The organism is Nocardia otitidiscaviarum, from assembly GCF_007362295.1.
GTDB classification, from domain to species: Bacteria; Actinomycetota; Actinomycetes; order Mycobacteriales; family Mycobacteriaceae; genus Nocardia; species Nocardia otitidiscaviarum.
The window spans coordinates 4,890,813-4,903,335 of the sequence record NZ_CP041695.1; the positions used below are offsets into that span (position 1 = coordinate 4,890,813).

General features: G+C 69.9%; 11 protein-coding genes. 7 read left to right on the top strand and 4 right to left on the bottom strand.

Going from position 1 to position 12,523, the window contains the following annotated elements; translation table 11 throughout:
• Positions 1 to 65 precede the first annotated feature (65 nt).
• From FOH10_RS21920 to FOH10_RS21945, 6 genes are all read left to right on the top strand, one after another.
• Positions 66 to 1,445, top strand: coding sequence for a sensor histidine kinase (locus FOH10_RS21920; protein ID WP_143982141.1), 1,380 nt, complete (start codon positions 66 to 68; stop codon positions 1,443 to 1,445).
• Positions 1,442 to 2,128, top strand: a complete 687-nt coding sequence (locus FOH10_RS21925) for a response regulator (RefSeq protein WP_039816207.1) — start codon at positions 1,442 to 1,444, stop codon at positions 2,126 to 2,128. Before FOH10_RS21920 ends, FOH10_RS21925 begins: the two co-directional genes overlap by 4 nt.
• A 57-nt stretch (positions 2,129 to 2,185) precedes the next feature.
• The gene (locus FOH10_RS21930; protein ID WP_244961318.1) at positions 2,186 to 3,952 is read left to right on the top strand and encodes a serine/threonine-protein kinase; all 1,767 of its coding nucleotides are present in this window, start codon (positions 2,186 to 2,188) and stop codon (positions 3,950 to 3,952) included.
• A 40-nt stretch (positions 3,953 to 3,992) separates the two neighbouring features.
• The gene (locus FOH10_RS21935; protein WP_244961319.1) at positions 3,993 to 4,913 is read left to right on the top strand and encodes a serine hydrolase; all 921 of its coding nucleotides are present in this window, start codon (positions 3,993 to 3,995) and stop codon (positions 4,911 to 4,913) included.
• 281 nt (positions 4,914 to 5,194) lie between these two features.
• Positions 5,195 to 6,022: a serine hydrolase gene (locus tag FOH10_RS21940; protein WP_143982144.1), complete on the top strand. Its 828-nt coding sequence runs from the start codon at positions 5,195 to 5,197 to the stop codon at positions 6,020 to 6,022.
• 103 nt (positions 6,023 to 6,125) lie between these two features.
• Positions 6,126 to 7,157, top strand: a complete 1,032-nt coding sequence (locus FOH10_RS21945) for an ATP-dependent 6-phosphofructokinase (protein WP_029930679.1) — start codon at positions 6,126 to 6,128, stop codon at positions 7,155 to 7,157.
• Positions 7,158 to 7,234: 77 nt separating this feature from the next.
• Here the strand turns inward: FOH10_RS21945 and FOH10_RS21950 are convergent, their stop codons facing one another.
• Both FOH10_RS21950 and FOH10_RS21955 read right to left on the bottom strand, forming a co-directional pair.
• Complete coding sequence (locus FOH10_RS21950) at positions 7,235 to 7,435, bottom strand: DUF397 domain-containing protein (RefSeq protein WP_143982145.1); 201 nt, start codon at positions 7,433 to 7,435, stop codon at positions 7,235 to 7,237.
• Positions 7,432 to 8,313, bottom strand: coding sequence for a helix-turn-helix domain-containing protein (locus FOH10_RS21955; protein ID WP_029930681.1), 882 nt, complete (start codon positions 8,311 to 8,313; stop codon positions 7,432 to 7,434). Before FOH10_RS21955 ends, FOH10_RS21950 begins: the two co-directional genes overlap by 4 nt.
• Positions 8,314 to 8,587: 274 nt before the next feature.
• On the opposite strand from FOH10_RS21955, the gene FOH10_RS21960 reads away from it, so the two are divergent.
• Positions 8,588 to 8,794 carry a hypothetical protein gene (locus FOH10_RS21960; protein ID WP_148310451.1) on the top strand — a complete coding sequence of 69 codons (207 nt, stop codon included), beginning with the start codon at positions 8,588 to 8,590 and terminating at the stop codon, positions 8,792 to 8,794.
• Positions 8,795 to 8,818: 24 nt separating this feature from the next.
• Here the strand turns inward: FOH10_RS21960 and FOH10_RS36145 are convergent, their stop codons facing one another.
• Both FOH10_RS36145 and FOH10_RS21970 read right to left on the bottom strand, forming a co-directional pair.
• Positions 8,819 to 11,695 carry a serine/threonine-protein kinase gene (locus tag FOH10_RS36145; protein WP_342355904.1) on the bottom strand — a complete coding sequence of 959 codons (2,877 nt, stop codon included), beginning with the start codon at positions 11,693 to 11,695 and terminating at the stop codon, positions 8,819 to 8,821.
• A gap of 94 nt (positions 11,696 to 11,789) precedes the next feature.
• Entirely contained in the window at positions 11,790 to 12,449 is a 660-nt protein-coding gene (locus FOH10_RS21970) for a response regulator (protein ID WP_039816221.1), read from the bottom strand.
• Positions 12,450 to 12,523: the final 74 nt, after the last annotated feature.

Here is a 12,523-nt window from a genome sequence, read left to right on the forward strand (position 1 = left end):
GGTAGGAGATCGGGCCCACTCGACGAAGGATGCACACGACCGATCCGGGCAATTAGCCTTACAGGATGAACGTGACCGACGCCACGTCACGGTTCGCCGGGGCCGCCTGGCGTGACCTGCGGGAGACTGCGCGCGACAGCCGCGTGCGGGCTCGCCGGTTCCTGCGCGATCCGGTGCGCGAGTTCCAGCGCAATGTGGAGGAGCTGCCCTACGACTATCCGGCGGCCACGATCATGCTGCTGGATGTGGTGCTGCTGGTGGCGGCCACCATCGCCATGATTCAGCGGCACGGGTACTTCCCGAGCCCGCTGCCGCTGGTGGCCATGGGCCTCACCTACGTGACCGGCCCGCTGTACGCGTTCTTCGGGATGGTGCCGAAACCGGTGATGATCGGTGGTCTGGCCATGGTCGCCACGGCATTGTTCCTGGTGCAGCCGGTGGAGAACGATATCTCGCCGCTGATCCTGATCCTGGCCGCGGGCGAGGTCGCCGCCATCACCCCGGCACTGGTGAGTGTGCCGCTCACTCTCGTCATGCTGGGGCAGCTCGCATTCTTCGCCCGGATCGGCCATCTCGATGGTGCGCTCCAGTACAGCGCGGGTGTGGTGTGCGGCTGGATGACCGGACGGATGCTGCAGTACCAGAGCCGCTTCACCCGCCAGGAGCGCGAAACCCAGGAGGTGCGCACCGCGCGGGCCGCCGACGAGGAACGCGGCCGCATCGCCCGGGAGGTGCACGATGTGATCGCGCATTCGCTGTCCATCACGCTGCTGCACGTCACCGCCGCCCGCCACGCGCTGCAAACCGACCGCGACGTGGACGAGGCCGTGGACGCCCTCGCCGACGCCGAACGGCTGGGCCGCCAGGCCATGGCCGATATCCGCCGCACGGTCGGGCTGCTCGACCAGCGGCCCTCCCGCACCACCCCAGAACCGGGCCTGGACGATATCGCCGAGCTGGTGGGCGACTTCGTCCGCGCCGGAATGGCGGTGGACTACGAACTCGAGGGTGATCCGGCGACCGTGAGCGCGGGCCTGGGGCTGGCGCTGTACCGGATCGGCCAGGAGTCGCTGGCCAATATCGCCAAACACGCGCCGGGCGCGCGAGCGCGCGTGCGCATCGTGGTGGACGCCCGGGGCATCACCGTCACCGTGCACAACACGCTGCCCGCCGGGGTGGCCGCGAGGCCGGGCAACGGCATGGGCGTCCGGGGTATGCGGCAGCGCGCCGAACTCCTCGGCGGGATGCTGTCGGCCGGACCCGAGGCGGGCGGCTGGCAGGTGCGGGCGCGCATTCCCCTGTCCGGCAGGCCGGTCGACGGCTGCGTCGTCATCAATGCCGCGAGTACCGCCGAGGATTCGCTCAAGTCCATGTTCCACAACATGACCCGCAAATTGCAGGAGGGCCGCGCCGACTCGGCGCGGGAGAGCCAGGAGGGTGTGTGAGCACGCAGCCGGAGGACGAGCCGACCGCCGTACTCGTCGTCGACGATCAGGAGCTGGTGCGCGGTGGTCTGCGCCGAATCCTGCGCCGCCGTGACGGTTTCGTGGTGAGCGAATGCGCCGACGGGGACGAGGTGCCCGCCGCGGTGGCCGCGCATCGACCGCAGGTGGTGCTGATGGATCTGCGCATGAAGCGCATCGACGGCATCGAGGCCACCCGCACCCTGCGGCAATCGGCCGACGCCCCACCGGTATTGGTGCTCACCACCTTCGACGACGATCAGCTGCTGTCCGGTGCGCTGCGCGCGGGCGCGGCCGGATTCATCCTCAAGGACTCCCCCGCCGAGGATCTGATTCGCGCGGTGCGCACCGTGGCGGCGGGCGGCGCCTGGCTCGACCCCACCGTGACCCCGCGCGTGCTCACCGCCTACCGGTCGGCCCGTCCCACCCCGTCCCCGGCCGCCACCCGGCTCGGCGATCTCACCGCGCGCGAACTCGAGGTGCTCGAGCTCATCGGCCGCGGCCGCCTCAACGCCGAGATCGCGCATGCCCTGGGCATCTCGGAGGTGACCGTGAAGAGCCATGTGGGGCACATCTTCGGCAAGCTCGGGCTGCGGGACCGGGCCGCGGCCATCGTCTTCGCGTTTGACCAGGGTGTGGTCGCCCCAGGAGAATCCAATCTCTGACGGATGGGTCGCGGCCGCCGCTGCCGCGCCCCGTCCCAGAGTTGGAGGTTGGACGGGGTGGATGCACCGCCATCGCGGGCCGGGAGCAGGTTCGGGCCGTACGAGTTGCGCTCGCTGCTGGGCAGGGGAGGGATGGGTGAGGTCTACGAGGCCTACGACACCGGGAAGGACCGGGTGGTCGCGCTCAAGCTGCTGCCGTCCGAACTCGCCGAGGATCCCTCCTACCAGGAACGATTCCGCCGGGAATCGCAGGCGGCGGCGAGATTGGCCGAGCCGCACATCATTCCGATCCACGACTGGGGCGAGATCGACGGTGTGCTGTACATCGATATGCGGCTGGTGCGCGGCCAGGATCTGCGCTCCCTGCTGAACCAGTTCGACACCCTGCCGCCCGCCCGGGTGGTCGGTATTCTCGAGCAGGTCGCGGCGGCCTTGGACGCCGCGCACTATTCGGGTCTGGTGCACCGGGATGTCAAGCCCGCCAATATCCTGGTCACCGAGGCGGATTTCGCCTATCTGGCCGATTTCGGCATTGCCCGTACGGAGGGTGACAGCACCGTCACCACGGCGACCTCGGCCGTCGGCTCCTATGCCTACATGGCCCCGGAACGCTTCGATGTCGGTCCGGTCACCGGCCGCGCCGACATCTACTCGCTGGGCTGCGTCCTGCACGAGGCGCTCACCGGCACCCGACCATTCCCGGTGCAGAATATGAGCGAACTGGTCCGGGCGCATCTGTCGCAGTCGCCGCCCGCGGCATCGCACCTGCGGCCCGGCATTCCGCCGGGGCTGGACGCGGTGATCGCCCGCGCCATGGCCAAGAATCCTGCCGACCGGTTCTACACCGCGGGCGAATTCGCCGCGGCCGCGCGCAACGCGCTGATCGGCGGACCGGTCGCGGTGCCGCCACCCCCGGCCGTACCGCCCGCCCGGACCGTCCCGCCGCCCACGGTGCCGCCCGCCGTCCCGCCGACCGCGGTCCAGCCACGGGTGGGCGCGTCCGATCCCACCGTGGTGCGGCGGACTCCCCCCGGCTCCGCCGGTTCCGGACCGGCCTACACGACCGGAACCTTCCCTCCGGCGAGCGAGGAGCAGCCCGCCACCGGCGATCTGCCGGTGATCGTGCCCGCCGACCCGACCGTGGTGCGGCCCAGCGACTTCTACTTCACGCCCCTGCCCGAGCAGGCGCGACCGGCGGAACCGCGGTGGGGTGAGCATTCCTATGCCTCCGGCAACGCCGACTTTCCGTACGCGCCCGCGCCGGACCCGTCGGCCTATCCCACCTCGGAGCATCCGGTCGTCGAACCGCCCCCGACCGAGCCCCGGCCGCGGCAGCGCCGGTCGATCGTGGTGCCGGTGGCGGTGGGCGTGCTGGCCGTCGCACTGACCGCGGTGGCGGGCGTGCTGGGCTGGCAGGCCATCGACGACGGCGGTACCGAATCACCGAACGTACCGGCGGCACAGGACAATCCGACCCGGCCGCGCACGGCCCCGCCCACCCCCGGCCGTACGACGACCGCGCCCACCACCACGACCACGCCGACCACGGTGCAGCTGCCCGCGGGCGCTACGCCGTGCCCCTCGGTCTTCGGGTCGCTGGGCGGCTACACCTCCTCGGCGACCGGAACCTCGGTCACCAGTTGCCCGTTCGCCGAGGAGGTGCGCCGGGCCTACGCCGACGCGGCGGGCGACACCCCGGGTACGACGGCTACGGTGGTCGCGGTGAGTCCGGTGACCGGCCGCTCGTACCCGATGAGTTGCACGGCCGCAGGGAAATTGGTGACCTGCACCGGTGGAGAGAACGCGGTGGTGTATGTCTACTGATCCGTTTCGGATCTGTCGTAAGGCCCTGAGGAACACGGTGGTGCTCGCCACCCTGCTCACGGTGTCGGCGTGTGCCGTTCAGGTCGGCACTTCCGGTGTGCCCGCCGCCGATTCGGCGGAGATCGCGCCCGACGGCGGCGACCGCGCGATGGGTCTACCGGCTGCGGAGGGGAATCGCTCACTGGGCGCACCAGACCTGCCGGATCTGTTCGGCCTGCCCCGAACCATCTCCCTGGCAGCGGATTTCGCCGATCTGCGGGCTCGCCTGGACGGCCGCATGGGGATGGCGATCATGCCGGTCGGCGGTGGCGAGGTGACGGTGCTCGGCGACTGGAGCACGGGTATCGCGTGGTCGACCATCAAGGTCCCGATCGCCCTGGCGGCCCTGCGCCGCGATCCGGAAGGGCTGCTCGACACCGCCGAGGCGGCCATCACCTTCTCCGACAACGATGCGGCACAACAGCTCTGGAACTCGCTGGGCAGCGCGGAGGAGGCCGCCACCGCGGTCGAGTCGGTGCTGCGCGAGGCCGGCGACACCGTCACCGATATCGCCGACCGGCACACCCGACTGGCGACCGTGGGCTCCTACGAACTCATGGCCTTCGGCGCGACCAGCTGGACACTGACCGATCAGGTGCGCTTCGCCTCCCGGCTGCCCTGTCTGGACGACGCCGATACGGTGATCTCGCTCATGGGCGAGATCACACCCGACCAGAGCTGGGGTCTGGGCCGACTCATCGGCGCGGAGTTCAAGGGCGGCTGGGGGCCCGACGACGACACCGGCGACTACACGGTGCGGCAGTTCGGCCTGATCCCGACACTGTCGGGCCCGGTGGCCGTGGCCATGGCGGCCGAACCCGCATCGGGCGGCTTCGATGACGCCACCGACATGATGGACCGCATGGCCCTGCTGGTCGCCGACCATCTCGAGGAACTGCGCGGGGGCCGCTGCGTGCACTGACCCGGTACGCACCGGATGTCGCAGAGACGCCATAGCCGCCGCACACCCGAAAAGCGTGCGTCCGACCGCATTTGACCACCGCCCGTAGACACACCAGAATCCTTGCGATCGACGGGAGCCGGTGGTCGAGTATCGACGTCGCCCACCACACCCGGGATATGGAGGTAGACGGGGTGGACGTCCCACGGTCGGAACTTCGGGGCGGCGCCGCGAGCGGCGGGTCCCCACGACGATCGACGCGTCACGACCGGCGGTGGAGCCGGTTCGCGCGGGCGGCCGGGGTGGCCGCCGTGCTGGCGCTGTCCGCCTGTAGCAGCCAGCCCACGCTGGTGCCCGAAACCACCGGTGCCACACCGACGGCCGTCAAGCCCACCACCGGACTCGTTGCCGCCCTTCCCGGTTCGCTGGCCTGGGATTTCAACGAATTGCAGGCCACGTTGCAGGGCACGGTGGGACTGGCGGTCATGGCCGTGGGCGGTGACCGGCAGGTCACCCTCGGCGACTGGAGCACCGGTGTGGCCTGGTCGACCATCAAGGTGCCGCTGACCCTGGCCGCGCTGCGCAACAATCCGGGGTACAGCGGCGCGGCCAGCGCGGCGATCACGGCCTCCGACAACTCCTCCGCCGAGATGCTCTGGCAGTCGCTCGGATCAGCGGATACGGCCGCGCAGGCGGTGGAGGCCGTGCTGCGCGAGGGTGGTGATGCGACCACCACCGTGCCCGCCCGGCCGCCACGCTCGGAGTACTCGGCCTTCGGGCAGGCCGAATGGTCGCTGTCGGATCAGTTGCGCTTCGCCTCCCGGCTGCCCTGCCTGCCGCAGGCCGATACGGTCACCGCGCTCATGGGGAAGGTCAGCTCCGGCCAGCGCTGGGGGCTGGGCACCCTGGAGGGCGCGCGGTTCAAGGGCGGCTGGGGTCCCGACACCGGCGGCGACTATCTGGTGCGTCAGTTCGGGCTGCTCCCGGTGACCGGCGGGGACATCGCCATCGCGCTTGCGGCCGCGCCCGATTCGGGTTCCTTCGACGACGGCGCCGCCCTGCTCACCAAGCTCGCGGGGCTGATCGAACTGCATCTCGAGGAACTCGCCGGAGGCGGCTGCCCGCCGTAGCGGCGCATCACATGGTGCGGTGCCGAGCGGTACGGCAATCCGTAACGAGCGGTTCACGGGGGTGCGGCCCACAGGGTCGCGCGGACGGGGCAAGATGGGCGGCATGCGTATCGGAGTTTTGACCGGAGGCGGGGACTGCCCAGGCTTGAACGCGGTCATCCGAGCTGTCGTTCGTACCGCGAACGGTCGCTGGGGCGACGCGATTGTCGGCTTCCAGGACGGGTGGCGCGGCCTACTCGAGGATCGCAAGATCCAGATCTTCAATGACGACCGCACCGACCGGTTGCTCGCCAAGGGCGGCACCATGCTCGGCACCGCGCGCACTAATCCCGATGTGCTGCGCGCCGGACTCGGCCGGGTCAAGCAGACTCTCGACGACAACGGCATCGAAGCGCTCATCCCCATCGGCGGCGAAGGCACCCTGACCGCGGCCAGCTGGCTGTCCGACGAGGGCGTGCCGGTGGTGGGCGTGCCCAAGACCATCGACAACGATATCGACTGCACCGACGTCACCTTCGGCCACGACACCGCGTTGGCGGTCGCCACCGAGGCCATCGACCGGCTGCACACCACGGCGGAATCGCATCAGCGCGTCATGCTGGTGGAGGTCATGGGCCGCCACGCCGGCTGGATCGCGCTGAACGCCGGCATCGCGGGTGGTGCGCATCTGACCCTCATCCCCGAAGTGCCGTTCGATGTCGACGAGGTCTGCAATATGATCAAGCGTCGATTCCAGCGCGGTGACAAGCATTTCATCTGCGTGGTCGCCGAGGGCGCGCATCCCGCGCCCGAATCCATGACCCTGCGCGACGGCGGTATCGACGAATTCGGCCATGTCCGTTTCACCGGCGTCGCCCAGCAGCTCGGCGCCGAGATCGAGCGCCGCATCGGCAAGGAGGTCCGCACCACCGTGCTGGGCCACGTGCAGCGCGGCGGTCAGCCCACCGCCTACGACCGCGTCCTCGCCACCCGCTTCGGCGTCCATGCCGCCGAGGCCGTGCACGCGGGCCGCTTCGGGCAGATGGTCGCCCTGCACGGTACCGAGATCGAGCTGGTGCCGCTGTCGGAGGCCACCAAGCAGCTCAAACTGGTGCCGCCGGACCGCTACAACGAGGCGGCTGCCTTCTTCGGCTGAACCGAACGCTCGCGGCCCCCGTTCCGTCGGGTGTGGGGGCCGCGAGCGTCGCGCGTCAGTGGTCGATCACTGGTCGATCAGCGGTCGAATCGGCCCGCCGTCACCGCGGCGGTGAACCCCTCCCACGCGGCGGGCGTGAACATCAATGCCGGTCCGGCCGGATGCTTGCTGTCGCGCACGCCGACCACGCCCGCCAGGAACGCGATCTCCACGCATTCCTTCGCGCCGGTGCTGTGCGTGCTCTTGAACCACCGCGCGCCGGACCGTTCGACGTTCACGTCACGTACTCCTTCGCTGCCTTCCGCAAGAGGTCTCTACTGCTCGCTTCGTCCAACGCCGCGTGCTGGAGCGCGTGGTACGCCTCGCGGTACCGGTCGACCGCCGCCTGCTTCTCCAGGTAGAGGTCGCCGAGATAGTTCTCCAGATACACCACGGTCGGGTCGACCGGCCTGTGCCGCGGGTCCCGGCCGAATTCCAGAATCACGAACGGCCCGACGGTATGCCCCGACGGGACGCCTGCGGAGAAGGGTAGTACACGAACAGTAATCGTCGGCAGCGTGCTCATATCGGCCACGCGGCGCAACTGTGCCGACATGATGCGCGGCGTGCCGACGACCCTGCGTAACGCGGTTTCGTGCAGCACCACGTCGAAGACCGCGGGGCTGCGTTTGCGGGTCAGCAGGTGTTGACGGCGCACGCGCAGCTGGAGGCGGCGGTCGATCTGCTCACGCGGAGCATCCGGCCAGTAATCGGCGATGAGAACGCGCGCATAATCCGGCGTTTGGAGCAATCCGGGCACCAGATCGGGTTGATAGGAAATGAGGGTGCGCGCCGAGGATTCCAGGCCCACATACATGTCGAAGCCCTCGGGCACCAGGCTGTCGTATTCGTGCCACCACGATTTCACGTTCGACTGCTGCGCCAGTCCCACCAGCGCCGCGGTGAATTCGTCGTCGAAATCGTAGATACGGCACAGTTCCCGGATGTCGAGCACGCGGATCTTCTCGGCATTGCCGGTTTCCAGACGCTGCAACTTCGATTCACTCCACTCCATGAGCGAAGCCGCCTCGGCAATGGTCAGATTGGACTCCATCCGACCCTCACGCAGGTATCGGCCCAGCTGGCGGCGCGGCAGTGTGGAACTGTGCTCTGACATCGAATCCTCCCCCGCGAAGCTGATTTTCGGTCACTGTGAACGATGCTGCCATGCGTAATGAATGCTGACCTGGCGGTTTCGGAAAAGTTCCGCGTATCTGCCGCCTTTGCCTGACATTTCCGCCTCGCGCCTGCTGTGCTTGTAGGCGCGCCCGGTGAGAGCCGGAGCCCTGACAACTCTGGACACACTCGTCCCCGAGCCGGGCGCACCTCTCGATCACCGTCGACTCGAAACGAGTCGCATGACCGGCGATTCTCGCTACGCTGGCCCTAATGTGCCCCTCGCGCTGATTCCGGCGGACCTGATGATGTACATCCTCGACTGCACGACAGACCCGGGCGAACTCACGCCCGAACAATCCCACCAAGCCATGCAATTGCACATGTGCTGCACGGTCGACGACTGCCGAGTCCGCCGCCGAGCCCGCCAAATTCTGGTGGACGCCGGACAAATGGTCCTGGACGACCGCGCCGCCCCCTGACCGCGCCACCCACTGACCGCTCCGCTACGGATCGATCGCGCTGAGGACCAACACCACCACCAACACCAGCAGCACCCCCGCCGCAACGGCCAACGCCACCACCGCGGCAGGCTGCACCTCCCCGAACGGCGACCGCCGCGGCGGTCGCACCGGCGGCACCTGCTGGGGCGGATAGGGATAGGGCACGAACGGCGGCGCTCCGGCGGCCGGTGGCAGCGCATCGGGCCCCACCGCGGCAGGGCTACCTGCCGGTTCGACGGTCTGGGAATCCACCGCTTGGCAGTCGGTGTGCACCAGGCGCACGTCTTCAGGAGCCGGTGTCACCCCGACCTGCCCGGTACTCGAATACACCTGCCCGGCAGCCGCGTCCGCAGCACCGGACGGCTCGGCACCGGACGGCTCGGCACCACCCGCCGCGACAGCCGCTCCCGACGCCGCACGCCCCACGTCCCGACCCGACCGAGTCACCTGCCGCTGCCCCGAGTCCGATCCCGAATCGGCGCCGGCAGCGGATGCGCCCGACGCTGTTACCGAAGGGGGTACGCCAGATTCGTCGCCCACGGCAGGCATATCCGTTCCGCCACCCACGGGCGAACCGACCGGGTCGACGGCGGAGGTCGAACCACTCGGCGCCTCGGTCCCGGAGCCGTCCGAATCGCGACTCGGAGCAACCCCGCGCGGCCGCACGCCGCGGTCAACCTCCCCGAGGCTCCTTCGTCCACCACTTTCCCGAACCCACGCCCCGCCCGAATCCCGCTGCACACCAACGGCATACGAGACAGGCTCCGTCACCGAACGCATCACAGCGGATGAGCCGGACCCACCGACCGTCTCAGCGTCACCGGGTCGCACCTCCGCGCCGACGGCCGCATCCAGGTGAGGTGATCGGCCTCCACGCGCCGCGACATCCTCGCGCGACAACCGGTCGCTACGCGTCGAGTCCAGCGACGCATCACTCGGGTGCGACGAATCCCCACCCGGCCGCCCTTCAGCGCCCGAGAAGGCTTGCAGCGGAAGACTCCTGGACGCGGAACCTCCCGGCTGCGAACGATCCGAGGGCACCGGCTCAGCCCGCGGCGGCCGTCCCGAGGGAGCGGAACTCCCCGGTGACTGCGCGGGCTCGCCGGAATGCGCTGAACCGGCTCGCAGCGACTGGCTTTCGGACGCCGAGCCTCCGTGCGGCGGCTCACCTGAGTGTGGCGAATCAACCCAGGACGACCGCCCCGCAGACGCGGAATCTCCCTCCGGCATCTGGGCCGCAGACGCGGAACCTCCCTCCGGAGGCGAGCCCGACGGCGCTTGATCCGCGGGTGACCGCTGGCCTGGCAGCGCGGCACCCTCCTGTGGCGGTGGTACCACGGGTGCGGAGTCGCCGCGCGCCGACGGATCCGGGTACGGCGGCGGCGACTCAGCTGGCCGCGCGGGAGCCGGGGGTGACGGCGTACCCGACGGCGCCGGACCAGCTTGCGGCGGCTGACCCGTGGGCGTGAGGTTCGGGTGTGGCTGACCCGAATGCGCTGGATCCCCCGGCGGCGGCTGGCCAGGCGGTGCGACGCCCTCCTGCGGAGGCCGCATCACGGGCGCGGGGGCACCGTGCGGCGACCGATCCGCGTACGGCGGCGGCGACTCAGCTGGCCGCGCGGGAGCCGGGGGTGACGGCGTACCCGACGGCGCCGGACCAGCTTGCGGCGGCTGGCCGGTGGGTGGGAGCGATTCCTGCGGCGGCTGACCGGTAGGTGCGGGGGCACCGTGCGGCGGCTGGCCGGGGGAGGCTGGGCCGGCCTGGGGGGGTTGGTCTGGGGAGGGCGGTGTTCCGGGGGGCGGGTAGGCCGGTGGGGGAGGTGGTGTGGGGGTGTGGTTCTGGGGTTGGGGGGATGGGTAGCCGGGCTGGGGTGGCTGGTAGCCGGGGGTGGGGTTGTGCGGGGGCGGGGCAGCGGGGGGTTGGTAGCCCTGGGGCGGGTACGGGGGGTGGGCGGGGGGCTGGGGGTAGCCCTGCTGCTGCGGGGCGTATGCGGGTGGGAAGGGTTGTTGGGGTGCTTGGGGGTTGGGTTGGTAGGGGTACGGGGCAGGTTCCTTGAGGGCACGGCGGGCGGCGGCGGCGAATTCGGCGCAGGTGTGGAAGCGGTCGGCGGGACGCTTGGCCATGGCCTTGGCGATGACGGCGTCGACGGCCGGGGAGAGTCCGGGGCGGCGCATGCTGGCCGGGTAGGGCATGAAATGCAGGTGGCCGCTGATGATCTCACCGGGGTTCGGGGAGTCGAAGGGGCCGATTCCGGTGAGCAGCCAGTAGAGGGCGCAGCCCAGCGAGTACTGATCGGTGGCGTGGTCGAGCCGACCGCCGGTCATCTGTTCCGGCGAGGCGTAGGCGAGGGTGGCGGTGAACATGCCCGCCTGGGTCAGATGTGTGGAATCCTCACGCAGCCGCGCGATTCCGAAGTCGGTGAGGAACACCCGCTCCCCGTGCCCGCCGACCGCCCGCGCCAGCATGATGTTGGCGGGCTTCACATCTCGGTGCAGCACACCCTTGCTGTGCGCGTAATCCAGTGCGTCCGCGACCCCTTCGATGATCTGCACCGCCCGCTCCGGCGGCAGCGTGGCGGTCTGCACGCTGGCCGCGTCCACACCGTCCACGTACTGCATGGAGATCCACAGCTGGGCGTCCTCGGAACCCCGGTCGTACACGGCGACGATATTCGGGTGATCGAGCTGCGCCACCAGATCGGCCTCGCGCTCGAACCGCGCCCGTACCTCGCGGTCCGCGAACAGCTCCCGGTTGAGCAGCTTCAGCGCCGTCAACTTCCCGAGCCGGGGATGCCGCGCGAGATACACCGATCCCATACCGCCCTGACCGAGCAGCCGTTCGATGGTGAATCCGGCGAATACGTCACCCGTCTTCAGCAAGGCGACGGCCCCCCTTCCGGTGACATACGGGTGCGGAGAGCCTACCGCGCACTATGCCCTTCCGGCCGCTCGGTTCCACGGTCTCGCACATGGTTCAGCCCGGTGTCACCAGCCCGGATTCATAGGCCAGTACCACGGCCTGAGCCCGGTCACGCAGGTTCAGTTTCGCGAACACCTTGGACACGTGGGTTTTCACGGTCTGCTCGGCGACGAACAGGGTTTCGGCGATCTCGGCATTGGACATACCCCGCGCGATCAACTCCAGCACCTCGCGTTCGCGCGGAGTGAGATCGCCCAGCGCCGGAGTGGGCGCCCGGCGGGCGCGGCGGCGGGTCACGTCGGCGATCAGCCGCCGTGTCACCGTCGGCGCGAGCAGCGCGTCACCACCGGCGACCACGCGCACGGCGCGCACCAGCTCCTCGGCGGGCGCGTCCTTCAGCAGGAATCCGCTGGCCCCGATCCCGAGCGCCTCGTACACGTAGTCGTCGATATCGAAGGTGGTGAGCATGAGCACCCGTACCGGCGGCTCGAGCCCCGCGGACAGAATCACCCGCGCCGCGTCGAGACCGTTCATCTCCGGCATGCGCACATCCATGAGCACCACATCCGGCCGCAGCCGCTTCGCTTCCGCCACAGCGGTTTTCCCATCGGGCGCGTCCCCGACCACGCTGATGTCCGGCTGCGCCGCCAGCAGCGCGCCGAACCCCTGCCGCACCATCGCCTGATCGTCGGCGATCAACACGGTTATCGCCACAGTCCCACCTCACGCACCCCACGAGTCTCGCACGATCGCCCCCGAGGTATGCCCGCGAGGGGGAACTGGTGGCG

Excerpts from the sequence above, each read along its gene's own strand:
- FOH10_RS21920 (WP_143982141.1), top strand. The coding sequence starts at position 66 with ATGAACGTGACCGACGCCACGTCACGGTTCGCCGGGGCCGCCTGGCGT.
- FOH10_RS21945 (WP_029930679.1), top strand. The coding sequence starts at position 6,126 with ATGCGTATCGGAGTTTTGACCGGAGGCGGGGACTGCCCAGGCTTGAAC.
- FOH10_RS21955 (WP_029930681.1), bottom strand. The coding sequence starts at position 8,313 with ATGTCAGAGCACAGTTCCACACTGCCGCGCCGCCAGCTGGGCCGATAC.